Raw genomic sequence first — 23,943 nt, forward strand, 5'->3', positions numbered from 1 at the left:
TCGATGCCTGTCCTTCTCTACCGCCGATGATCACCAGCGAGCCCAGCGCCGCAGCGCCACCCCTTTCCACTGCCGCTCCGTTCGCGCCGGACGGCGCCCCGCTCGCACCGCTGCTGCTGGCGCAGGACTGGTCGCGCAGCCCGCTCGGCGATCCGCGCACCTGGCCTGAGCCTTTGCGCCTGTCCGCCACCCTGCTGCTCGATTCGGCCGCGCCCGCCTGGCTGGCCTGGGGCGAGGACCTGGCCCTGGTCTACAACGACGCCTGCGCCCGCAGCCTGGGCGAGCGCCACCCGCAGGCGCTGGGTGCGCCGCTGGCCCAGGCGTGGGCCGGCTGCTGGCGCCAGTTGGGCCCCATCGTGGACCAGGTGATGGCCGGCCGCGCGGTCCACCGGCGCGAGGACGCCGGCGGCATCGTGGGCGCTTTTGCTCCCTTGCGCGATGTCCGGGGCCGGATCCAGGGACTGATCTGCACCGGCTGGAGCGTGGCGGGCGAGCTGCACGAGGCGGCCGAACGCTACCGCCTGGCCCGGCTCGCGACCAACGACGCCATCTGGGACTGGCGCATCGCCGACGGCCACGTCATCTGGAACCAGGCCCTGCACAGCCTGTTCGGGCATGCGCTCGACAAGACCAGCGCGAGCTGGTGGATCGAGCACATCCACCCGGACGACCGCGCCCGCATCGATGCCGACATCCACGCGGTGATCGAGGGCGGCGGCACCAGCTGGGTCGGGGAATACCGCTTCCGGCGCGCCGACGGCAGCTATGCCGAGATCTATGACCGCGGCACGGTGCTGCGCGACGCCGAAGGCAGGGCGCTGCGCATGATCGGCGCCATGCTCGACCTGTCCGAGCGGATCGCGATCGGCGCCGCGCTGCGTGAGAGCGAGCGGCTGTTCCGCACCCTGTTCGAGTCGATCGACGAGGGCTTTTGCGTGATCGAGTTCCTGGACGGCCCGCACGGCCCCCTGAGCGACTATGTGCACGTGATGGCCAATCCGGCCTACGCGGCCAACGCCGGCATCGAGAACGTGGTCGGCCAGCGCGTGCGCGACATGGTGCCGCTGGAAGCGGACGGCTGGGTCGAGATCTATCGCCGCGTGCTGCTCACCGGCGAACCGGTACGCTTCGAACGCACCCTGGAGCGTACAGGGCGCTACCTGGAACTGGCGGCGCTGCGCATCGAGCCGCCCGAGCGGCGCCAGGTGGCCGTGCTGTTCCAGGACGGCAGCAAGCGCCACCAGGCCGAGCTGGCGCTGCGCGAACTGAACGACACGCTCGAGCGGCGCGTCGCCGAAGGCGTCGACGAGCGGGTCCGGATCGAGGGCGCCCTGCGCCAGGCCCAGAAGATGGAGGCGGTGGGCCAGCTCACCGGCGGCATCGCGCACGACTTCAACAACATGCTGGCGGTCGTGACCAGCGCGCTCGAATTGCTGGGCCGGCGCGTGCAGGGCGGCATCGCACCGATGGACGCGCGCGCCCTCCAGTACGTCGAGATGGCCAAGGGCGGTGGGCGCCGCGCCGCCCAGCTGACCCAGCGCCTGCTCGCCTTCTCGCGCCAGCAGGCCCTGCGCCCGGAAACCCTGTCGCTCAACCGCCTGGTCGCCAACATGTCGGAACTGCTGCAGCACGCGCTGGGCGGCAACGTGCGCCTGGACACCGTGCTGGCCGGCGGCCTGTGGCATGCCCACGTCGACGCCAACCAGCTCGAAAGCGCGATCCTGAACCTGGCGGTGAACGCGCGCGACGCGATGCCCGGCGGCGGGCGCCTGCGCATCGAGACCGCCAACGCACCGCTCGACGAAGCCTATGCCAGCGCGCATCCGGGGCTGATTCCGGGCCAGTACGTCGTGGTGGCGGTGGGCGACACCGGGACCGGCATGTCGCCGGAGGTCGTGGCCAGGGCCTTCGATCCTTTTTTCACGACCAAGGAAGTCGGGCGCGGGACCGGCCTGGGCCTGAGCCAGGTCTACGGTTTCGTGCAGCAGTCCGGCGGCCATGTGAAGATCGAATCCGCACCGGGGCAGGGCACGACCGTCAGGCTCTACCTGCCGCGCCACCACGAGGCCGCCGAGGCGCTGCCGGCCGCCGCCGCGGCCGAGGTGGTGTTCGGCGATGCCGGCGACGTGATCCTGGTGGTCGAGGACGAAGCCGCGGTGCGCACGCTGTCGGCCGCCATGCTGGCCGAGCTGGGTTACCGGGTGCTCGAGGCCGACGGCGCGGACGCGGCCCTGGCCCTGCTCGACAGCCATCCGGAGATCGCGCTGCTGTTCACCGACGTGGTCATGCCCGAGATGAACGGCAGGGAGCTGGCCGACCTGGCGCTGCGCCGGCGCCCCGGGCTGCCGGTGCTGTTTACCACCGGCTACACCCGCAACGCGGTGGTGCACAAGGGCGTGCTCGAAGCCGGGGTGCAGCTGATCGGCAAGCCGTTTACGCTCGAGCAACTGGCGCCGCGCGTGCGCGCGCTGCTCGACCGGCGCGTTACCAGCTGAGCTTGCCTGTCAGCATCTGCCAGTACATCACCCAGTCGGCGCGGAACGACCACCAGGGCTGGGAGAACGAGGCCGGCTTGTTCTTCTCGTAGAAGAAGTGGCCGATCCAGGCCCCGCCATAGCCGCTGAGCAGCGCGAACAGCAGCCACCAGGCGTTCAGGCTGTCGATGTACTGGGCGATCGCGGCGATCGCCGATGAGGTGCCGATGAAGTGGGCGCGGCGGCAGCGCCGGTCGGCGTGCTGGGTCAGGTAGTAGGGATAGAACTCCGCGAAGCTGGCGAAACGGGCCGTCATGGCGTCTCCTGGGTCTCGTCGAACGGGATCGACGCGGCGAAGCCGGCAAGGGCATCGAGCACCGCGTCGGGCGCTTCGGCCATCATCTGGTGACCGGCGTCCACGTTGACGATTTTGCCATGCCTGACCGCGCCGGTCAGCAGTGTCGTCGAGCGGGGCGGCGTCATCACGTCCTGCTTGCCGAACACGAACAGGGTCGGGCAGCGCACCGCATTGGCCGCGGCCTCGCCGTTGGCGTAGTTGTTGCACGCGGCGAAGTCGGTGTGGAACAGCTGCTGCGGATTGCGCGCCGACATGCGCTGCATCAGGCGGCGCGCGCCGCCCATCACCGAAAAGCCCGGGCCGGGACAGGACGGCTTGTGCGCGATCGAGGAGTGCGACCAGATGTTGACCATGTCGATGGCGCTTTGCTCGTCGGTGCGCGCGGTCTCGAGCAGGGCGTCGGCCACCTTCATCGGATAGGTGCTGCCGAGCAGGGCCAGGCCGGCGACCGCTTGCGGAGCCCGATGGCTGGCCTCCAGCGCGATCAGCGAGCCCATGCTGTGGCCGGCCAGCAGTGCACGTTTGACCCCGGCCGCTTCCAGCATGGCCAGGATCCAGTCGGCCATCGCTTCCACGCTGCGCAAGGCCGGGCCGCCGCTGCGGCCGTGGCCCGGCAGGTCGACCGCCAGCACCGCGTAGCCGTGGTGCGCCAGGTAGCGGCTCTGCAGCGCCCAGACCGAGTGGTCGTTCTGGGCGCCGTGGATCAGCACGATGGCCGGCAGAGCAGAGTCGAACGCTTTGCCGCCGGTGTAGGCGTAGGCGCCGGCGCCCTTGATCTCGCATTGCATGTCAGCTCCCCTTCTGGGCCAGTTTCAGGGCCCGCTTCAGGTCGTCGATCAGGTCGTCCGGGTCTTCCAGGCCGACCGACAGGCGCACCGTTCCTTCGGTGATGCCGGCCGCCGCCAGCTGCTCGGCCGGCACGCGCAAGTGGGTGGTCGAGGCAGGGTGGATGACCAGGGATTTGGCGTCGCCCACATTGGCCAGGTGCGAAAACACCCGCAGGCCGTCGGCGAAACGGCGCCCGGCGGCGCGCTCGCCCTTCAACTGGAAGGTGAACACGGCGCCGCAGCCTTTCGGCAGCAGGCGCTTGGCGAGCGCGTAGTCGGGGTGCGTTTCCAGTTCCGGGTAGGACACCGATTCCACCGCCGGATGCGCTACCAGGTACTCCACCACGCGCCGCGTATTGGCCACGTGGCGGTCCATGCGCAGGCCCAGGGTCTCGATGCCCTGCAGGATGGCGAAGGCGTTGTGCGGGCTCATGGCCGCGCCGAAGTCGCGCAGGCCTTCGCGCCGCGCGCGCAGGGCGAAGGGCGCCACCGTCGATTCTTCCGCGAACACCATGCCGTGGAAGCCCTCGTAGGGCTCGCACAGTTCGGGGAAGCGGCCGCTCCTCGCATGGGCGGCGTCCCAGTCGAAGCTGCCGCCGTCGACCAGCAGGCCGCCGATGGCGGTGCCGTGGCCGCACAGGAACTTGGTGGCCGAATGGAACAGCAGGTCGGCGCCCAGCGCGAAGGGCTGTTGCAGGTAGGGCGTGGTGAAGGTCGCGTCCACCATCAGGGGCAGGTCGTGCTCGTGCGCGATGGCGGCCAGGGTCGGGATGTCCAGCACGTCCAGGCCCGGGTTGCCGAGGGTCTCGCCGAACAGCAGCTTGGTGTTCGGGCGGATCGCGGCGCGCCAGGCGTCGGGGTCGCGCGGATCGACGAAGCTGGTGTCGATGCCGAAGCGGCGCAGCGTGTAATGCAGCAGGTTGTGCGAGCCGCCGTACAGGGCGGTTGATGCCACGATGTGCGCGCCGGCGCCGGCGATGGTCGCGAGGCCCAGGTGCATGGCGGCCTGGCCGCTGGCGGTGGCGATGCCGGCCACGCCGCCCTCTAGAGCGGCGATGCGCTCTTCCAGCACCGCATTGGTGGGGTTCGAGATGCGCGAGTAGACGTGGCCGGCGCGCTCCATGTTGAACAGGGACGCCGCATGATCCGAATCGCGGAACGCGAACGAGGACGTGAAATGGATCGGCGTGGCGCGCGCGCCGGTGGCCGGGTCCGGCGCGCTGCCGGCGTGCAGGGCCAGCGTATCGAAGCCGGGATACTGGGGACCGCTCATCGTGTCGACTCTTCCAGGTAAGGAGATGGCGGGCATCCTAGCATTGATTTATGCTTGCGCAACATTGCTCTTCCCTAAATTGGTGCGGCGCTGGATTTTTTGGCGGGCATCGGCTACAGTCAAGTTATGAGTTATACAAATATTGCTGCAATTACAAACCAACCGGACGGGGTGGCTACCATGAAAGTCTCCGAGATCCTGCAGGTCAAAGGCGAAATCCTCTACACCGTCACCCCCGACATGCCGCTGGTGCAGGCGGCCGCGACGATGGCGGAAAAGGACATCGGCTCGCTCGTCGTCATGGAATACGGCGACCTGGTCGGCATGCTGACCTTCCGCGAAGTGATCAAGGAACTGCATGCGCAGGGCGGGGCGCTGGGCAACGGCACCGTGCGCAAGGTCATGGACGACAGCCCGATCACCGTGACCCCGGATACCGAAGTCAACGAAGTGCGCCGCATCATGCTGGAAAAGCACGCGCGCTACCTGCCGGTGATGAACGCCCGCACCCTGCTGGGCGTGATCTCGTTCTACGACGTGGCCAAGGCGGTGCTGGAAGCGCAGAGCTTCGAGAACCGCATGCTCAAGGCATATATCCGCGACTGGCCGGCCGAGCAGGCAACCGAGGATTGACTGAACGCGTGCACGGCACGTCCGTGCACCCTGCTTGATCGTGGCTGTGCGAACTACGCCGCCGCGGTCAGCGCCTGCTTCCCCAGCCACTCCTGCAGCGCTTCCGGCGACAGCGGCCGCGAGTACAGGAAGCCCTGCGCCAGCGGGCAGCCCAGCGTGCGCAGGATGTGCGCCTGGCGCTCGTCCTCGACCCCTTCCGCGATGACCGACAGGCCCAGGTTGCGGCCCAGCTGGATCACCATTTCCGCAATGCTGCTGCCGCGCGCCGAGCCGGTGATCTCGGTAACAAAGGTGCGGTCGATCTTCAGGCGGTCGACCTGCAGGCGCTGCAGGTGCGACAGCGAGGAAAAGCCGGTGCCGAAGTCGTCGATCGCGATCGACACGCCGGTGCGCTTGACCTGCGCCAGTTTTTCCACCAGCAGGGCCGGCTCTTCCATCGCCATCGATTCGGTGATTTCCAGTTCCACGAACTCGGGCGGCGCGCCGGTCGTCTCCAGCGCGCGGCGCAGCATGTCCAGGAATTGCGGGTGGCGGAACTGCACCTGCGAGACGTTCACCGACATCGTGAAATCGCGGTGCCCGCAGGCGCGCAGGCGCACCAGCTCGAGCAGGGCCTGGCGCAGCACCCATTCGCCGATGTCGACGATCAGGCCCGAGTACTCGGCGATCGGGATGAAGCGGTCCGGACCGATCAGGCGCCCGTCCTCGGTGCGCCAGCGCAGCAGCGCCTCGGCGCCGAAGGGACGGTTGCTGCCCAGGTCGACCTGCGGCTGGTAGGCCAGGAACAGTTCGCCGCGCTGGAAGCCGCTGCGCAGCGCGTGCATCATGCGTACGCGCTCGCGGATCTCGACGCCCATGCTTCGAGAAAAGTAGAAGTGTCCGGCGCGCTGCTGCGACTTGGCGCGCTTGAGCGCGATGTCGGCATCCTTGAGCGCATCGGCGCCGCTGCCGTCGTGCTCGGAGAGCCGCACCAGGCCGAGCGTGGCGGAGACCTGCACGTCCTGGCCGTCGATATGGAAGGGCACGCGGAACAGCGACTGGATCGCGGCCGGCTGGACCGCCTCGGCGTCGCCCAGCACGCAGAAGATGTCGCCGCCGATCCGTGCGATCTCGATGCGCTGCTCGCTGGCGTCCTTCAGGCGCGACTTCAGGCGCTTGCCGACCGCCGCCAGCAGCAGGTCGCCGAAATGGTGGCCGAGCGCGTCGTTGGTTTCGGCAAAGTGGTCGAGGTCGACCAGGGCCAGGGTGGCCGTGCCGCGCCGCGGGCCGGCCAGCAGGGCGTCGATCAGCTCGACCAGGCGGGTGCGGTTGGGCAGGCCGGTGAGCTGGTCGCGGAACGCGGCCTGGTTCAGGTGGGTGACCAGTTCGACGTTGTCCAGGCCCACGGCCACCACGCTGGCAAAGACCTCGAGCAGGCGGCGTTCGAGCTCGCCGACTTGGCGTTCGAAGGGAATGCAGGCGGCGAAGTCGCGCCCGGCCTTGCCGGGGAAATGCAGGGACAGCCAGCCGGATTGCGCAAGGCCGTCGCGCGCGCCCAGGGTGCGCGCGGCCACCTCGGCCAGTTCCGGGTGGCGCTGGGGGCTCAGTTCGCGGCCCTCGAGCCGGGCATGCGCGCCGGCCGCCGCCACCACGTGCAGGATGTCGGGCCGGCCCTGGCCGCTCTCGCGCACGCACAGCACGCCGTCCGGGGCCTGGCCGAGCAGGCCGGCGGCCTGGCGCAGCACGCTGCGGGCCACGTCGACCACGCCGTTCAGCGACATCAGGGAAGCGCCCGCCGAGACGATCTGTTCGAGTCCCGCGCGGCTGGCGTCGAGCGCGCGCAATTGCTGGTAGGAGCGCACCGCCGCGGCCACCGCGGTATACAGCTTGGTACGGGTGAGTTCGGACTTGGTGCGGTAGTCGTTGATGTCGTAGCCGCGGATGGCCTCGATTTCCGGCGCGTAGCCGGGCTGGCCGGTACGCAGGATGATGCGCACCTCGATCATGCCCAGCTCCTCGCGGATCTGGCGCACCAGCTGCAGGCCGGCGTCGGGACGTTCCATCACCACGTCGAGCAGGATCACGGCGATGTCGGGCTGCCTTTCGAGGATGGCGCGCGCCTCGCGCGCCGAATACGCGTGCAGGAACGCGAGCGGACGGCCCTGCATCTCGACGTTCTTCAGGGCGAAAGTGGTCGTCGAATGCACGTCGGCGTCGTCGTCCACGACCAGGATGCGCCAGGCGGCGCGCGCTTGCTCGGGCAGGGGCAGGTCGGCCTCCTCGGCGAAAACCAGGTCGTCTCGGTCGCCGCTCGTTTGCGTCAAGGTGCCCATAGGCGGCATCGGGGCAGACATGCTACATCTCCAGTTGGCTGGTTTTTTTGATGTGGCCAGTATATATGCAATTGCCAATATGTAAGCCCGGGAAGGGGTGTGGCGAGTAAATATGTATCCGTACGGCAACTATCTTCACACCAAAGGGAGAGAAGGGCGACACAAATCGGGTCCCGGAGGGTCTTCTGACTTGCCGCCGCCATGCTGGTAGAATGACAAATCCACTATTTTTGAAGACAGACCCACCATGTCCGGCAACTCCTTCGGCAAGCTGTTCTCCGTTACCACTTTTGGCGAGTCGCACGGCCCGGCCATCGGCTGCGTCATCGACGGCTGCCCGCCCGGCATGGCACTTTCCGAAGCCGACATCCAGCCCGAGCTCGACCGCCGCAAGCCAGGCACCTCGCGCCACGTGACCCAGCGCCAGGAAGCCGACCGGGTGCAGATCCTGTCGGGCGTGTACCAGGGAGTGACCACCGGCACGCCGATCGCCCTGCTCATCCAGAACGAAGACCAGCGCAGCAAGGACTACGGCAACATTACCGAGACCTTCCGTCCCGGCCATGCCGACTACACCTACTGGCACAAGTACGGGGTGCGCGACCCGCGCGGCGGCGGCCGCTCGTCGGCGCGCCTGACCGCGCCGATCGTCGGCGCCGGCGCGGTGGCGAAGAAATGGCTGCGCGAGCGGCACGGCACCGAATTCTTCGGTTGCATGACCCAGCTCGGCGACATCGCGGTGCCGTTCCAGTCTTTTGAACACGTGCACGCGAATCCCTTCTTTGCCGCCACCGCGGACGTCGACCTGTTGGCGCGCATGGAAGCGGCGATGGACGAGCTGCGCCGCGCCGGCGACTCGATCGGCGCGCGCATCGACGTGGTGGCGCGCGGCGTGCCGGTCGGCTGGGGCCAGCCGATCTACGACAAGCTCGACGCCGACATCGCCTACGCGATGATGGGGATTAACGCGGTCAAGGGCGTGGAAATCGGCGCCGGCTTCGCGTCGGTCGCGCAGAAGGGGTCGGAACATGGCGACGAACTCACGCCCGAGGGCTTCGTCGGCAACAACGCCGGTGGGGTGCTGGGCGGGATCTCGACCGGCCAGGACATCACGGTCTCGATCGCGATCAAGCCGACCTCGTCGATCCGCACCGCGCGCCGCTCGATCGACAAGGATGGCAAGCCGGTGACGGTCGAGACCTTCGGCCGCCACGACCCCTGCGTGGGCATCCGCGCCACGCCGATCGCCGAGGCCATGCTGGCGCTGGTGCTGATCGACCACGCGTTGATGCACCGCGCGCAGTGTGGGGACGTCGCGGTGGGCACGCCCAAGCTCGGCTAAGCGCAAAGGACGGGCGCCGCCGGCACCCGCGGCGCGGCGATCACACCCGCGTCGCCACCGCCTCCACCTGGTGGCGCCGCTCCACCGTGCGCACCACCAGCCCGCGCAGGTCGTTCAGCAGCGAAAACTCGGTCTGGCTCAGCACCACCGAGGGGAAGCTGTCGTCCCATTCGCCGTAGATGAAGCCGGCCGGCTGGCCGTGCGCGCACAGCGGGATCACGACGAAGCAGCGTGCCTCGCTCAGCGTGCCTTTCCACCAGCCCGGCAGTTTGGCGGCGAACTTGGGATCCTGGGCGCTCTCGATGAAGATCACGCGGTCGCTGCCCAGCGCGGCATGGAACACGTTCGGCTCGTAGGCGTCGTCGAAGGCGAGGTTCGGCAGCAGCGCCTTGCTGCCTTCGCCCAGGCCCAGGCGCGCGCAGTAGCGGCCGTCGCGGCGATTGCGCAGGAAAGCGAAGGAGCGGGTGAAGGACAGGCCCTTGTGGATGGTCTCCAGGGCCATCGACACCATCTGGCCCGGGGTCGCGGCGCTGCCTGCGTCGCGCATGTCGGCCACGCCGCTCATCAGGACCTTGTTGCCGGCCATGCGCTTGCGGGTGGCGGCCGCCAGCTTGGCGCGCTTCTCGGCCGGCTTGGCGAGCGGGGCGATGCTCAGGTCGGCGGCGGCGGTCTCGCGCGCCTTGTCGATCGCGCCCAGCAGGCCGCTCGCTTCCACCCCCAGCATGGGCGCGAAGCTCTCCGCCAGGGCCGCCACGCGGCTCGCCGCAGCATCGTCGTCGTGCCACAAGGCGTCGGCGGCCCGGGTCGACATGGTGCCGAGCGCGGCCAGCCAGTCATCGTGGCCGAATTGCACGCCGCGCTCGCCCGGCTCGACGCGGCGCATGCCGGCCACCAGGTTGCGCGGCAGGCCCCAGTGTTCGGCGGTGGCGCGGCCGATTTCTTCCAGCGACAGGCCGAGCAGGGCTTCGGCCGCCAGTTCCTCGCGGCCGGCGCCGCCCGTCTCGCGCAGCTGGGTCCAGCGCTCCGGCATGTAGAAGGTGACCATCATGCGACCCAGCGAATGCAGGATCGAGCACACCACCGCTTCTTCGGGGTCGCGCGAAACCGCGCTGGCCGCCACCTGCTGGGCCACCATGCCGGCCAGCACCGCCTTCTCCATCTCGATGTGGGCGGTCTCGGTGTCCGGCGTCGACTTGGCCAGTTCCTCGATCAGTTTCAGCCCCAGCGCCAGATGGCCGATGGCTTCGGTGCCGAGCACCAGCACCGCTTTCGACACCGTGTTGATGCGCTGGCCGAAGGCCGAATACATGCCGCTGTTGGCCAGGCGCAGCACCTTCTGGGTCAGGACCGGATCCGACAGGACGGTCTGGGTCATCGAGAACTCGCGCTCGTCCTCGCCGCGCATGGAGGCGAGGATGGCGTTGATGGCCTTGGTGAAGCCCGGCATGTCGCCCTGCCTGCGGATGCGTTCCCACAGCAGGGACAGGGTGGCCTGGGCCTGGTGCGAGCGCGGGATGTCGGAAATTGTCGTCATGGTAGGACCGCCCGGAAGTCGTGCGGCAGTAATTCGGTGTAAAGATTTTCTTTCAGCGCGGTCAGGGCCACGTGGGCCGGCATCGGCTTGCCGGTCAGGTAGCCCTGCACGTACTGGCATCCGAGGCCGTCCAGCCAGGCCAGTTGCGCTTCGGTCTCGACCCCTTCGGCCACCACCGACAAGTCGAGGTGCTTGGCCAGGTCGAGCACCGCGTTGCAGATCGCCGCGTCCTTTTCGGCGCCCGGCAGGTCCTTCACGAACGCCCGGTCCACCTTCAGGACCGAAATCGGGAAGCGTTTCAGGTAGGCCAGGCTCGAATAGCCGGTGCCGAAATCGTCGATCGCGATGCGGGCGCCGCGCTCGGCCATCTTGACCAGCACCGACTCGGCGTGCACCGGATCGACCATCAGGGTGCCTTCGGTGATCTCGAGCACCAGCTTGCTGCCCGGCGTGCCGGACAGGGCCAGCGCATCGTCCAGCACGGTGAGGAACTTGTCGCTCCTGAACTGGCGCGGGCTGATGTTCACCGAGATGTAGAGCTCGCGACCGGCCGCTTCCTCGAACTGGCGGATCTGCATGCAGGCCGCCTTCAGGGCCCAGGCGCCGAGCAGGTTGATCAAGCCATTGGTCTCGACGATCGGGATGAAGCGGCTCGGCGGCACCATGCCGAGGCTCGGATGCTTCCAGCGCATCAGGGTCTCGAAGCCTTCGATGGTGCGGTTGCGCGTGTCGACGATCGGCTGGTAGTAAAGCTGGAACTCGCCCTCGCGCACCGCGTTGAACATCGCGGCCTCGAGCGAGATGTCGTGCTCGGGCGGACCCTGGTCGCGCGGGCTGTAGGTGACGGCGCGCGCCTTGCCGGTTTCCTTGGCGCGCGACATGGCGGTGTCGGCCAGGGTCACGAGCTGCACTTCGTCTTCGGCATGTTCCGGATAGACCGACACGCCGATCGATCCGGCCAGGTAGATGGTGTGGCCGCCGATTGCGAAGGGGGACTGCAGCGCGGCCATCAGGCGCCCGGTGACCAGCTTGATCTGGGCCTCGTTGGCGGACCCCGGCAGCACCGCGACGAACTCGTCGCCGCCGACCCGCGCCAGGGTGTCGCTGTCGCGCAGCGTACGGCGCAGGCGTCCGGCGGCCATGCGCAGCACCGCGTCGCCCACCGCGTGCCCGAGGCCGTCGTTGACCTTCTTGAAGCCGTCCAGGCCGATGGTCGCGACCGCGAAACCCTGGCCGGAGCGGCGCGCGTTGGCGATCACCATGCGAATGCGGTCCGACAGCAGCACCCGGTTGGGCAGTTCGGTGAGCGCATCGTGGGTCGCCATGTGGCGCAGGCGTTCTTCGGTGGCGTGCTGGGCCGACATGTCGCGGCCGATGACGAGCAGGGGGGCATCGTCGCCGCTGGGAATCATGGCGATGCGCAGTTCGAACCAGATGTCGCGCTCGTTGCAGCGAAAACGCGCTTCGACCAGCGCCGGATCGCCGCTGGCAGCGGCCTGGGCGAGGGCATGCCTGAGCGCCTGCTGGTCGACGTCATCGGCCAGCGACGCCAGGGGGCGGCCGCCGGTTTCCACGCCGGTCAGGGTCATGGCCCGGCGACTGGCGGCGCGCACCTGGCCGCCAAGGGTCACGCGCAGCACGATGTCGCCGGCCGCTTCGAGCAGGCTGTCGAGCAGCGAAGGAGGCTGCCTGCGTGGCTCGAATTTCGCAGCGGTGGAACTGGTGTGCATTCTTTTATGTCTGCCTTGTTGTTGCTGGCACGCGCTGACAGGCCACGTGTAGATGATGCAAGTCTACCAAACCCGGTACGACTGTAGCATCGAAAGATTCCGAACGGCATTAAAAATCACAAGTACCGGTCCGGTTTTGTCTGTCCTTGCGCTGCCGCAGCGGCTTGCCTTCACAAGGTCTTTGCGTTAGCGTGATTGCTACCGAAGCAAGTTATATTTATTGGCATTGTCGCCGATTATTGCTCTGCAGCAAATTGCTTAATGATAATTGCTTGTGAGTTGATGCTCAGTTGCAACACTTGGTCGCACCCCTCCACCTATAACGGAAGAGAGAGCAAAAAATGAAGCCCTTCGACACCGGTTTCGAGACCCATGAGGTGCTGAATCAGGCCGCTCCTTTCGCGGACGTGAACCTGTTTCGCTGCGATGCGGCGCTGCGCGAGGCGCTCGAACGCGAAGGGGCGGGCTGGGCAGGCCCCGCGCTCGCCGCATTGGGCGCCGAGCTGGGCCGTGCCGAGGTTCTCGACCTGGCGCGCCTGGCCAATGCCAACGGCCCGCGCCTGGTCAGCTTTGACCGGATGGGCAACCGGGTCGACGAAGTCGAGTTCCACCCGGCCTGGCACCGCCTGATGGCGCTCCTGATCGGCGCCGGCGCCCATTCTGCGCCCTGGGTCGATGCGCGTCCGGGCGCCCAGGTGGCGCGCGCCGCCCAGTACCTGCTGTTCGGGCAGGTGGAGAACGGCGCCCAGTGCCCGGTGACGATGACCTTCGCCTCGGTGCCGGCGCTGCGCCGCGCCCCCGCGCTGGCGGCCGCCTGGTTGCCGAAGATCCTGTCGAACGAGTACGACCCGCGCTCGCTGCCGGTGGCGGCCAAGCGCGGCGCGCTGGTGGGCATGGGCATGACCGAGAAGCAGGGCGGCAGCGACGTGCGCGCCAACACGACCCGCGCCGTGCCGCTGCCGGCCGGCGAGGCGGCCCGGCGCTTCGGCGCCGAAGGCGAGGGCGCCTGGCGTATCGTCGGTCACAAGTGGTTTTTCTCGGTGCCGCAGGCGGATGCCCACCTGATCCTGGCGCAGGCCGACGAGCAGGGCCTGAGCTGCTTCTTCGTGCCGCGCTTTCTGCCGGACGGCAGCCGCAATGCGATCCGGGTGCAGCGCCTGAAGGACAAGCTGGGCAACCGCTCGAACGCTTCCTCGGAAGTGGAATTCCAGGGCGCGCTCGGGTGGATGGTCGGCGCGCCGGGGCGCGGCATCCCCACCATCCTCGAGATGGGCGGCTACACCCGGCTCGATTGCGTGCTCGGCAGCGCCGGCATCATGCGCGCGGCCCTGTGCCATGCGCTGTACCACGCGCGCGCGCGCAGCGTCTTCGGGCGCGTCCTCAGCGAGCAGCCCCTGATGCAGAACGTGCTGGCCGACCTCGCGCTCGAATCCGAAGCCGCCACCGCCTTTGCGCTGCGCCTGGCGCGCTGTTTCGACCAGGGCGGCGATCCGGCGCAGGCCCTGCTGGGCCGCATCCTGACCCCGGCCGGCAAGTACTGGATCTGCAAGCGCGGGCCGGCCTTCGGGGCCGAGGCGATGGAGGTCATGGGCGGCAACGGCTACGTCGAGGATGGTCCCCTCGCGCGCATTTACCGTGAACTGCCGGTCAACTCGATCTGGGAAGGCTCGGGCAACGTGATGTGCCTGGACCTGCTGCGCGCGCTCGGCAAGTCGCTGCCGGAGGCGCGCGCGGCGCTGGCCGCCGAGCTGGGGCCGGCGCTGGGGCTGGACCGGCGTTTCGACGCCTATGCCGCGCGGCTGCTCGACGAATTGCCGGCCCAGGCCGGGATCGAAGCCGGCGCGCGGCGCCTGGCCGAGCGCCTGGTGCTGGCGGTACAGGCGGCGCTGCTGCTGCGCCACGCGCCGGCCTGCGTGTCGGACGCCTTCCTGGCCTCGCGCATCGCCTGCGAGCCGGGCGGCGCCTTCGGACGGCTGCCGGCGAACGCCGACTGCGCCGCGATCCTGGCGCGGGCGCTGACCACGCAATAAGCGCGCAACAAGCGCAGAACAAGCGCAGAACAAGCACGGAAACACGCAACACCCCCGATTTCTTGTCGAAACGTGCAGAAAAAAGGGACAAATGCGCGCGCGGCTGGGATAATGCCGGTCCAAGAGCCTCACACCCACACGTTTGACACCGACCATGAAACAAGATCCGCGCTTCCCCAACCTCTTCATCCTGAACCACCCGCTGATCCAGCACAAGCTGTCGCACATGCGCGAGCACGACACGTCCACGCGCACCTTCCGCGAACTGCTGCGCGAGATCACGCTCTTGATGGGGTACGAGATCACGCGCGACCTGCCGCTGACCACCCGCACCGTGCAGACCCCGCTGGTGACGATCGAGGCCCCGGTCATCGCCGGCAAGAAGCTGGCGATCGTCCCGATCCTGCGCGCCGGCATCGGCATGAGCGACGGCCTGCTGGAGCTGGTGCCTTCGGCCCGCGTCGGCCACATCGGCGTGTTCCGCGACCCGGACACCCACGAGCCGGTGGAGTACCTGGTGCGTCTGCCGGATACCAATGAGCGCACCTTCATCCTGTGCGACCCGATGATCGCGACCGGCAACTCGGCGGTCCATGCCGTCGACGTGCTGAAGAAGCGCGGCGTGCCGAGCGAGCAGATCCTGTTCCTGGCGCTGGTGGCGGCGCCGGAAGGCCTCGAGGTGTTCCAGAAGTCGCATCCGGACGTGAAGGTCTATGTCGCCTCGCTGGATTCGCACCTGAACGAGGACGCCTACATCGTGCCGGGCCTGGGCGACGCCGGCGACCGCATCTTCGGCACCAAGTAAGCACACGACGCGAGGAGGACGGGCATGCACGCGGCAGACCAGCAGTTCTTCTCGCGCCTGGCGTCGGCGAACGCCGGCTTTTCCAGCCGGCTTCCCGCGCTCCTCGATCGCATCGGTCTGCTGGCCGCCGGACTCGATCCGGCCCAGCCCGCGGCCACCGCCGCCGAGTTGCAGGCCATCCTGCATACCATGGCCGGCTCCGCCGTCACCTTCGGTTACCGCAGCCTCGGCCAGCATGCGCGCCTGCTGGAGCAGCGCCTGCGCGTGCTGACCGCCTTTGACGCCGTCGCGGCCAGCGACTGGGCCGCCTGGGTCGGGGAGTTGCTGCAGTTCGTGGACGCCGCGCGCCGCGACCCGCGCGGCCTGGCCTGACCCCTGCGCGCCCGTGGGCGCGCGCGGCGTGGCGTGTGCTAGCCGCTTTGCACCGGTGCCGCAATGCCCTATCGCAATGAAACATTGCCGAATCGTTTGATGTCGCGCAAATTTGCGACCACTCGATGCCCTATATTTTCCCTACTGCCGAATCAAAAACAGGCCCATAAAAGTTGAAAATGAGAATTTTTACGGGAATTGTTGCGGATATCCGCTTTTTTACAGTGCAAAATGGGTGTTGCGCCGTTTTTATTCGGTATAATGCGGGATCGTTGGGTTGTAGGTAGTAGTGCAGTCTGTCTGTCATTCCTTTCTTGCTTCTTCAAACGATCTTAAACGGGCGCAAGCCCAACTTAACTGAAATAGGAAATTGTAATGGCAACTGGCATCGTTAAATGGTTCAATGATTCGAAGGGTTTCGGCTTCATCACCCCTGATGAAGGCGGCGAAGATCTGTTCGCACACTTCTCGGCAATCCAGAGCACCGGCTTCAAATCGCTGCAAGAGAACCAGCGCGTTTCGTTCGACGTGACCACTGGCCCGAAGGGCAAGCAGGCCGCGAACATCCAGCCGCTGTAATCGCTCTCCAGCGATAGCAAAAATCCCCGGATCGCCGGGGATTTTTTTTGTCCGTTCGATCAGGATTCCATGCATGCTGCATGATCGGCGATCAAATCCGCCAATATTCCGGCTGAGAATAGCTGCGGCGCAAGAAATCCACGAAGGCGCGTATCCGTAAAGGCAAGTGCTGGCGCTGCGCAAAGACGGCATAGATGTCATTACCGGGCGCGGCGAATTCGTCCAGCACCGTGCACAGTTCGCCTGCTGCGATCTGCGCGCCCACTTCCCACATCGAGCGCCAGGCCAGGCCCTTGCCCGCCAGGGCCCAGGCGTGCAGCACCGCGCCGTCGTTGCACTCCATGTTGCCGCCCACCTTGAGGGTGACCGGCTTGCCCTTGTCCAGGAAGGTCCAGCCGCGCTGGCTGCCTTCGCTACTGATCGCCAGGCAATTGTGTTTCGCCAGGTCCGCCAGCACCCGCGGCCGCCCGTGGCGCTTCAGGTAGGCGGGCGTGCCGACTACCACGCGGTGGTTGTCGGCCAGCTTGGTGCCGACCAGGTTCGAGTCGGTCAGGCTGGCGATGCGGATCGCCACGTCGACGCCTTCGCCGACCACGTCCACCAGGCGGTCGGTGAGGTTCAGGTTGACGGTCAGCTCGCGGTGCTCGGCCAGGAAGGAGGGCAGCAGGGTCGCCACGTGCTGGCGCCCGAAGCCGGCCGGCGCCGACACCACCAGGCGCCCGGTGGCGCGGGCGCTGCGTTCGGCGGCGGCGGATTCGGCTTCCTCGAGTTCGACCAGGATGCGCTGGCAGTCTTCCAGGAAGGCCGCGCCCTCGTCGGTCAGCGCCAGGCGGCGCGTGGTGCGCTGCAGGAGCTTGACCCCCAGGCGCGCCTCGAGCGCGTCGAGGCGGCGCCCGATCATGGCCGGCGCGATGCCTTCGGCGCGCGCCGCCGCCGACAGGCTGCCGCGTGCGACCACTTCCACGAAAGTGGAGATCTGTCTGAACTTGTCCATGGTCCGCCGATACGTTTGGATTTGATACAAAAACGCACAGATGTAGTGAGAAAATGTATCGTTTAGCTATCTGTAAGTGAATATACTTGATGCTATGACAAACGCCAAGGCGCCCTGCATGGGGTGCAGGCGCGCACTGGTTTCCCACTTACAGGAGTTGAGCAATGACGATCGCCACCCCAGACGGCATGCAGATCACCGCCGAGATCAAGCCTGGTTACGAACAGATCCTGACGCCGGACGCCCTCGCGCTGGTCGCAAAGCTGACGCGCGCCTTCGAGCCGCGCCGCCAGCAACTGCTGGCCGCGCGCGCCGAACGCGCACGCCGCCTGGACGCGGGCGAACGTCCCGACTTCCTGCCCGACACCGCGCATATCCGCGTCGGCGACTGGAAGATCGCGCCGATCCCCGCAGCCCTCGCATGCCGCCGGGTGGAGATCACCGGTCCGGTCGAGCGCAAGATGGTCATCAATGCACTCAATTCCGGCGCCGACAGCTACATGACCGACTTCGAGGATTCGAACACCCCGAACTGGGACAACCAGATCACCGGCCAGATCAACATGGTCGATGCCGTGCGGCGCAGCATCTCGCTCGAGCAGAACGGCAAGACCTACAAGCTGAACGACAAGGTCGCCACCCTGGTGGTGCGCCCGCGCGGCTGGCACCTGGACGAGAAGCACGTGCTGGTCGACGGCCAGCGGGTCTCGGGCGGCATCTTTGACTTTGCTCTGTTCATGTTCCACAACGCAAAAGAGCAGCTGGCGCGCGGCGCCGGCCCTTATTTCTACCTCCCGAAGATGGAGTCCCACCTCGAGGCGCGCCTGTGGAACGACATCTTCGTGATGACCCAGGAAGAGCTCGGGCTGCCGCGCGGGACCATCCGGGCGACCGTGCTGATCGAGACCATCCTGGCCGCCTTCGAGATGGACGAGATCCTGTACGAGCTGCGCGAGCACAGCGCCGGCCTGAACGCGGGCCGCTGGGACTACATCTTCTCGTGCATCAAGAAGTTCAAGCTGGACAAGGATTTCTGCCTGGCCGACCGCGCCAAGGTGACGATGACGGCGCCCTTCATGCGCGCCTACGCGCTGCTGCTGCTCAAGACCTGCCACAAGCGCGGCGCGCCGGCGATCGGCGGCATGTCGGCCCTGATCCCGATCAAGAACGACCCGGCCAAGAACGAGGTCGCCATGGGCGGCGTGCGCAGCGACAAGGCGCGCGACGCCACCGACGGCTACGACGGCGGCTGGGTGGCCCACCCGGGCCTGGTGGAGCTGGCGATGAGCGAGTTCGTGAAGGTGCTGGGCGACAAGCCCAACCAAATCGAAAAGCAGCGCGACGACATCGAGGTGACGGCGGCGCAACTGCTCGACTTCAAGCCCGAAACGCCGATCACGGAAGAGGGTCTGCGCTACAACATCAATGTCGGCATCCACTACCTCGGCGCCTGGCTGGCCGGCAACGGCTGCGTGCCGATCCACAACCTGATGGAAGACGCGGCGACGGCCGAGATCAGTCGCTCGCAGGTGTGGCAGTGGATCCGCACGCCCAAGGGTGTGCTGGAAGATGGCCGCAAGGTAACGGCCGAGATGGTGCGCGCCATGATTCCGGAAGAACTGGCCAAGGTGAAGGCGGTGGCGCCCAACGGGGACAACCCGAGCTATGCGCGGGCGGCCGAGATCTTCGAGCAGATGTCGACCTCGGATACCTTCGCCGAGTTCCTGACCCTGCCGCTGTACGAAGAAATCTGAGGTCCGGACGATGGCCGCCGCCGCCGGCCATCGTCCCCCTTCAAAAGACGTTCTTCCACGCGCGCAGCGCCGCGAACGCCTCGACCGGCGAGGCGCCTTCCTTCAGCCTGCCGGCTTGCACCAGGCTGTGCACGATCCCCGGCTCCGTGTAGCGCAGGAAGGGATTGGTTCCACGCTCCAGTCCGATGGTCGACGGCACCGTCGGCAAGCGGGTGCCGCGCCGCTCGCTCGCATCCTTCATCCGCAGCCCGATCGCCTGGTTGTCGGGCTCGACCGCCTGGGCAAAGCGCAGGTTCGACACCGTGTATTCGTGCGCGCAATAGACCAGCGTATCGTCCGGCAGCGCGGCCAGCTTGGCGAGCGAGGCCGCCATCTGCTCGGGCGTGCCTTCGAACAAACGGCCGCAGCCGCCGGCAAACAGGGTATCGCCGCAGAACAGCCAGTTCGCTTGCGGCGCCCGGCGCACGTAGGCGATGTGTCCGCGCGTATGGCCCGGCACGTCGAGCACTTCGAGTTCCAGGTCGAGGCCGGGCACCGTGATGCGCGCGCCTTCGCCCGCCGCCTGGGTGATGCCTTCGATGCCGTCGTGCGCTGGCCCGAACACCGGAACACTGCCCTGCGCCAACAGGGCAGGCACGCCGCCGATATGGTCAGCATGGTGATGGGTGAGTAAAATGGCGGAAAGGGTAAGATGGTGTTCGGCCAGTGCTTCCTGCACGGGGCCGGCATCGCCCGGGTCGACCACAGCCGCATGGACGCCGTCATGGATCACCCACAGGTAATTGTCGTTAAAGGCGGGAACGGTGAGGACCGCGAGGTCCTGGCGTGCTTGACTCGTCATGATGGATTCGGATGAACAAAAGGAAGGCTGAAGGGGTGGCATGGACAGCGCGGCATCGGAAAAATCCATTATAGCGCTCGACCACTGGCTACAATCGCCGGCGGGCGCTTACGTGCGCGCCTTCGAGCAAGCCTGCCTCGACGAGCTGACGGCCGACATCTTCGGCTTCAACGCGCTGCAGATCGGCGTGCCCCAACTCGACGCGCTGGCGGCCAGCCGCATGCCCAACAAGTGGCAGGCCGCGATCCGCACTTCCACTGCCAACGAGCTCGCCTTTGCGGCGAGCGGCCAGCAGATCGCGGTGGCCCTCGACTTCGAAGAGCTGCCCTTTGCCTCGCACAGCATCGACCTGGTGGTGCTGCCGCACGTGCTCGAGTTTGCCAGCGAGCCGCACCAGGTGCTGCGCGAAGTCGAGCGCGTCCTGATTCCCGAAGGGCAGCTGATTATCTGCGGCTTCAATCCGGCCAGCCTGTGGGGCATGCGCCAGGGGGTGGGCAAGGTCACCCGCAACGGCTACCTGCCGGCTTCCGGCGAGTTCATCTCTATGCCGCGCCTGAAGGACTGGTTAAAATTGCTCAATCTCGGCGTCAGCCGCAGCCACTTCGGCTGCTACGCGCCGCCGTGCCGGACAGCCCATTGGCTGAGCCGGTTCTCGATGATGGAGTCGGCCGGCCGGCGCTGGTGGCCCTACCTGGGCGCCGTGTACGTGGTCCACGCCATCAAGCGGGTCAAGGGCATGCACATCATCGGACCTGCATGGAACAAGAAAACGAGCAAGCGGCCGGCAGTAGTGCCGGCGGCGAATAGAGAATGAGCGACACACAAACGAATCCAACCAAGGTGGAAATCTATACCGACGGCGCCTGCAAGGGCAATCCAGGAACCGGCGGCTGGGGCGCGCTGCTGGTATCGGGCGGCCACGAAAAGGAAATCTTCGGCGGCGAACCGAACACCACCAACAACCGCATGGAACTGCGCGCCGTGATCGAGGCGCTCGGCGTCTTGACCCGGCCATGCCAGGTCGTCCTGCACACCGACAGCCAGTACGTACAGAAAGGGATCTCGGAATGGATCCACGGCTGGAAGGCGCGCGGCTGGAAGACCTCGACGAAGGAGCCGGTGAAGAACGACGACCTGTGGAAGGCGCTCGACCTGGCGCAGCAGCAGCACGCGGTCGAATGGCGCTGGGTGCGCGGCCACAATGGCCATCCCGGCAACGAGCGCGCCGACGTGCTGGCCAACCGCGGCGCCGCCTCGGTGCGTCGCTAATTCGCCTCAGGCGCCTGAGCCCGGTCCTCGGCCGGGACTGCGTTTTGCTATACTGCAATCCGCTTCAACTCACACCCATGCCCCCATGCGCCAGATTGTCCTCGATACCGAAACCACCGGCCTGAATCCCCGCACGGGAGACCGCATCATCGAGGTCGGCTGCGTCGAGATCGTCAACCGCAAGCTGACCGGCAATAATTTTCACCGTTATATCAACCCGGAGCGCGACTCGGACGAGGCTGCGCTGGCGGTGCACGGCCTGACGACGGAATTCCTCAGCGACAAGCCGAAGTTCGCCGAGATCGTCGAGGAACTGCGCGAGTACGTCGCCGGCGCCGAAGTCATCATCCACAACGCGCCCTTCGACCTGGGCTTCCTGAACCACGAATTCCAGCGCCTCGGCCTGCCGTCGTTCACCTCGCACTGCGCCGGCGTGATCGATACCCTGGTGCAGGCCAAGGAACTCCATCCGGGCAAGCGCAACTCGCTGGACGCGCTGTGCGACCGCTACGAGATCTCGAACGCGCACCGCAAGCTGCACGGCGCCTTGCTGGACTCGGAACTGCTGGCAGACGTCTACCTGGCGATGACGCGTGGCCAGAACTCGCTGACCATGGACGTGGCGGTGGAAAGCAGCGCCGGCGGCGAGCTGGGCGATGCGGGTCCGCTCGGTGAGATCATCGTCGTGGCCGCCAGCGCCGAGGAACTCGCGGCGCACGAAGACGTGCTGGCCGGCCTGGACAAGAACGTGAAGGGCAGCTGCCTCTGGCGGAATTATTCGCCGGCGGGGGTGACGGCAGAGTGATCCTGTGGCATAATACGCCTCGCTTTGGGAGGTTAGCTCAGGGGTAGAGCACTGCATTCACACTGCAGGGGTCGCAAGTTCGAAACTTGCACTTCCCACCAAGAATTCGGTCAGAAAAGACGTTGATTGCGCTAGCAGTCAGCGTCTTTTTTGTTTTCAGGGCTGCAGCGTCGCGTAGGCCCTGAGGTCGGGCGTACTGGTCCAGGGGTACAGAGCAGCATGACTACCGAGGCGCTGCTGAAATCGGTCAAGAACAGATCCGCCCGCCGGAACCTTATCCGCAGCGTCACGCCAGCTTGAAGGCCAGGATGTACGATGACTGGCGCAGCTCGTAGCTGCCGGTGCTTGAGTTTCAGAGGGAGCTCTGCTATGTTCTCGGGACTAGTCATCGTACAACATAGCCAGGAACACCATGAAAACCTTGCTTGTCCTGCTGTTCCTGATCTGCGTTCCCGCCACCTCGCATGCCCGGGAGCGCGTCGAGAAGTACGGCGTCCATGAGATCGTCCTGCAAGGGAAGGACGCAGGCAACCCCTTCATCGACCTCGAGCTCAGCGCCACCTTCACCAAGGGCGCCGACAGCTTCAGCCCGGAGGGCTTCTACGACGGCAAAGGCACTTATCGCATCCGCTTCATGCCGCCGAGTACCGGCGAGTGGCGCTGGGTCACCCGCAGCAACCATCCCGAACTGGATGGAAAGAAGGGCAGTGTGCTCGCCGTGGAAAGCGCCAACAAGGGCCCGGTGCGGGTCGCCAACGTCCACCATTTCGCCCATGCGGACGGCACGCGCTTCTACCCCTTCGGCACCACCATCTACGAATGGGCCTTCCAGCCGGAAGACAAGAAGCTGCAAACGCTGGCGACGCTGCGTGCAAGCGCCTTCAACAAGGCGCGCATGCTGGCGGTGCCGCCCTACAAGCCGAATTACCTGAGCGGCCCCGGCAAGCTCACCGAGTTTCCTTTTGTTGGCACGTCGCGCGCCGATTTCGACTTCTCGCGCTTCAATCCGGTCTATTTCCAGAACCTGGAGCGCGACGTGAAGCGCCTCTCGGACCTCGGCATCCAGGTCGACCTGATCCTGTTTCGCCCCTACGACAAGGGCCAGTGGGGCTTCGACACCACCAGCGACGCCGTCAACCAGCGCTTCATCCGCTACATGGTGGCGCGCTTCGCGGCCTACCAGGGCATCTGGTGGAGCCTGGCCAACGAGAACAGCTACATCAAGCACCTGAGCGACGAGGACTTCGACCGCTACTTCCAGATCGTCCAGAAGTACGACCCTTACGGCCACCTGCGCTCGATTCACAATGCCGATCGCATCTACGACTACAACAAGCCCTGGGTCACGCACGTGAGCCTGCAGTACTACAACGCGGTGAAGGTGTTCGGCGTGTCGCCGCTGCTGCGCGACATCTTCCGCAAGCCGATCGTGCACGACGAGATCAACTACGAAGGCAATTCGGCCAGCCGCTGGGGCCAGCTCAGCGGCGAAGAGCTGACGCGCCGCTTCTGGATCGCGCTGCTAGGGGGCGCCTATGCCACGCATGGCGAAATCCTCGACAATGGCTGGATCGGCGGGGGCGGCTTCCTGGCCGGCACCAGCCCCGAGCGGATCGCCTTCCTGCGCAAGATCGTCGAGAGCGGACCGCCGGAAGGACTCAGGCCGATCGACCAGCTGTTCGTGATGAACGCGGCCGGCAAGGCCGGGGAATACTATCTTTATTATTTTGGCGACGAGCGACCGCGCGAGTGGCCCTTCGTGCTGCCGGTCGGGGAGCTGAAGAAGGGCATGCGCTTCAAGGTGGACCTGATCGACACCTGGAACATGACGGTCGAGCCGGTGCCGGGCAGCTTTGAAATCGGCGAGCTGACGCGCTACCGCGCCGCCGACAAAAACCTGCGCGTGCTTGCGCTGCCCGGCAAGCCCTACATGGCCTTGCGCATCCAGCGCATCGGCGCCATGCCGCAGGGCGAGAGCGCGCCACAACCCGGCGCCGCGGCCGACGATTGA

General features: G+C 66.9%; 20 protein-coding genes and 1 tRNA gene. 13 read left to right on the forward strand and 8 right to left on the reverse strand.

The window, feature by feature from the left end; all coding sequences use genetic code 11:
* Nucleotides 1-26: 26 nt before the first annotated feature.
* Nucleotides 27-2,495: an ATP-binding protein gene (locus MasN3_RS12485; RefSeq protein ID WP_281914414.1), complete on the forward strand. Its 2,469-nt coding sequence runs from the start codon at nt 27-29 to the stop codon at nt 2,493-2,495.
* Here MasN3_RS12485 and MasN3_RS12490 read toward each other — a convergent pair.
* From MasN3_RS12490 to MasN3_RS12500, 3 genes are read right to left on the reverse strand one after another with little or no spacing between them, the layout of a single operon-like run.
* Nucleotides 2,485-2,790 carry a DUF962 domain-containing protein gene (locus tag MasN3_RS12490; RefSeq protein WP_281914415.1) on the reverse strand — a complete coding sequence of 102 codons (306 nt, stop codon included), beginning with the start codon at nt 2,788-2,790 and terminating at the stop codon, nt 2,485-2,487. The genes MasN3_RS12485 and MasN3_RS12490 overlap by 11 nt on opposite strands.
* Nucleotides 2,787-3,620, reverse strand: coding sequence for an alpha/beta fold hydrolase (locus tag MasN3_RS12495; protein WP_281914416.1), 834 nt, complete (start codon nt 3,618-3,620; stop codon nt 2,787-2,789). The genes MasN3_RS12490 and MasN3_RS12495 overlap by 4 nt, the downstream gene beginning before the upstream one ends.
* A gap of 1 nt (nt 3,621) precedes the next feature.
* On the reverse strand, nt 3,622-4,932 hold the full coding sequence (locus tag MasN3_RS12500; protein ID WP_281914417.1) for an O-acetylhomoserine aminocarboxypropyltransferase: 1,311 nt from the start codon (nt 4,930-4,932) through the stop codon (nt 3,622-3,624).
* Nucleotides 4,933-5,112: 180 nt separating this feature from the next.
* On the opposite strand from MasN3_RS12500, the gene MasN3_RS12505 reads away from it, so the two are divergent.
* Nucleotides 5,113-5,565, forward strand: a complete 453-nt coding sequence (locus MasN3_RS12505; protein ID WP_027867541.1) for a CBS domain-containing protein — start codon at nt 5,113-5,115, stop codon at nt 5,563-5,565.
* A gap of 53 nt (nt 5,566-5,618) precedes the next feature.
* On the opposite strand, the gene MasN3_RS12510 is transcribed toward MasN3_RS12505, so the two are convergent.
* Complete coding sequence (locus MasN3_RS12510) at nt 5,619-7,898, reverse strand: GGDEF/EAL domain-containing response regulator (protein WP_281914418.1); 2,280 nt, start codon at nt 7,896-7,898, stop codon at nt 5,619-5,621.
* Between the two features lie 226 nt (nt 7,899-8,124).
* Between MasN3_RS12510 and aroC the strand changes: the two genes are divergently transcribed.
* Nucleotides 8,125-9,219 carry a chorismate synthase gene (aroC, locus tag MasN3_RS12515; RefSeq protein ID WP_281914419.1) on the forward strand — a complete coding sequence of 365 codons (1,095 nt, stop codon included), beginning with the start codon at nt 8,125-8,127 and terminating at the stop codon, nt 9,217-9,219.
* A gap of 40 nt (nt 9,220-9,259) precedes the next feature.
* On the opposite strand, the gene MasN3_RS12520 is transcribed toward aroC, so the two are convergent.
* Nucleotides 9,260-10,753 (reverse strand): HDOD domain-containing protein, encoded by a 1,494-nt coding sequence (locus tag MasN3_RS12520; protein ID WP_281914420.1) that lies wholly within the window; start codon nt 10,751-10,753, stop codon nt 9,260-9,262.
* Nucleotides 10,750-12,483 (reverse strand): putative bifunctional diguanylate cyclase/phosphodiesterase, encoded by a 1,734-nt coding sequence (locus tag MasN3_RS12525; RefSeq protein WP_281914421.1) that lies wholly within the window; start codon nt 12,481-12,483, stop codon nt 10,750-10,752. Before MasN3_RS12525 ends, MasN3_RS12520 begins: the two co-directional genes overlap by 4 nt.
* Before the next feature lie 341 nt (nt 12,484-12,824).
* On the opposite strand from MasN3_RS12525, the gene MasN3_RS12530 reads away from it, so the two are divergent.
* The 4 genes from MasN3_RS12530 to MasN3_RS12545 all read left to right on the forward strand — a co-directional run bounded on the left by MasN3_RS12530 (nt 12,825) and on the right by MasN3_RS12545 (nt 16,269).
* Nucleotides 12,825-14,513, forward strand: coding sequence for an isovaleryl-CoA dehydrogenase (locus tag MasN3_RS12530; RefSeq protein WP_281914422.1), 1,689 nt, complete (start codon nt 12,825-12,827; stop codon nt 14,511-14,513).
* Between the two features lie 154 nt (nt 14,514-14,667).
* Nucleotides 14,668-15,318, forward strand: a complete 651-nt coding sequence (upp, locus tag MasN3_RS12535; protein WP_281914423.1) for a uracil phosphoribosyltransferase — start codon at nt 14,668-14,670, stop codon at nt 15,316-15,318.
* 24 nt (nt 15,319-15,342) lie between these two features.
* Entirely contained in the window at nt 15,343-15,690 is a 348-nt protein-coding gene (locus tag MasN3_RS12540) for an Hpt domain-containing protein (protein ID WP_281914424.1), read from the forward strand.
* A gap of 375 nt (nt 15,691-16,065) precedes the next feature.
* Entirely contained in the window at nt 16,066-16,269 is a 204-nt protein-coding gene (locus tag MasN3_RS12545; protein ID WP_036215636.1) for a cold-shock protein, read from the forward strand.
* Between the two features lie 91 nt (nt 16,270-16,360).
* On the opposite strand, the gene MasN3_RS12550 is transcribed toward MasN3_RS12545, so the two are convergent.
* Nucleotides 16,361-17,263 carry a LysR family transcriptional regulator gene (locus tag MasN3_RS12550; protein WP_281914425.1) on the reverse strand — a complete coding sequence of 301 codons (903 nt, stop codon included), beginning with the start codon at nt 17,261-17,263 and terminating at the stop codon, nt 16,361-16,363.
* Nucleotides 17,264-17,427: 164 nt separating this feature from the next.
* On the opposite strand from MasN3_RS12550, the gene aceB reads away from it, so the two are divergent.
* Entirely contained in the window at nt 17,428-19,017 is a 1,590-nt protein-coding gene (gene aceB / locus MasN3_RS12555) for a malate synthase A (protein ID WP_281914426.1), read from the forward strand.
* Between the two features lie 40 nt (nt 19,018-19,057).
* On the opposite strand, the gene gloB is transcribed toward aceB, so the two are convergent.
* A complete protein-coding gene (gene gloB / locus MasN3_RS12560) occupies nt 19,058-19,858 on the reverse strand; it encodes a hydroxyacylglutathione hydrolase (RefSeq protein ID WP_281914427.1) in 801 nt (266 codons plus the stop codon).
* 40 nt (nt 19,859-19,898) lie between these two features.
* Between gloB and MasN3_RS12565 the strand changes: the two genes are divergently transcribed.
* The 5 genes from MasN3_RS12565 (at nt 19,899) to MasN3_RS12585 (ending at nt 23,943) form a co-directional block, all read left to right on the forward strand.
* Nucleotides 19,899-20,672, forward strand: coding sequence for a class I SAM-dependent methyltransferase (locus MasN3_RS12565; RefSeq protein WP_281914428.1), 774 nt, complete (start codon nt 19,899-19,901; stop codon nt 20,670-20,672).
* The gene (gene rnhA, locus MasN3_RS12570) at nt 20,669-21,127 is read left to right on the forward strand and encodes a ribonuclease HI (RefSeq protein ID WP_281914429.1); all 459 of its coding nucleotides are present in this window, start codon (nt 20,669-20,671) and stop codon (nt 21,125-21,127) included. The genes MasN3_RS12565 and rnhA overlap by 4 nt, the downstream gene beginning before the upstream one ends.
* Nucleotides 21,128-21,212: 85 nt before the next feature.
* Nucleotides 21,213-21,932 (forward strand): DNA polymerase III subunit epsilon, encoded by a 720-nt coding sequence (gene dnaQ, locus MasN3_RS12575; protein WP_281914430.1) that lies wholly within the window; start codon nt 21,213-21,215, stop codon nt 21,930-21,932.
* A 26-nt stretch (nt 21,933-21,958) separates the two neighbouring features.
* A tRNA-Val gene (locus tag MasN3_RS12580) sits at nt 21,959-22,033 on the forward strand.
* 311 nt (nt 22,034-22,344) lie between these two features.
* On the forward strand, nt 22,345-23,943 hold the full coding sequence (locus tag MasN3_RS12585) for a DUF5605 domain-containing protein (protein ID WP_281914431.1): 1,599 nt from the start codon (nt 22,345-22,347) through the stop codon (nt 23,941-23,943).

The sequence above is a fragment of the Massilia varians genome (genome assembly GCF_027923905.1).
Taxonomy (GTDB): Bacteria; Pseudomonadota; Gammaproteobacteria; order Burkholderiales; family Burkholderiaceae_D; genus Telluria; species Telluria varians_B.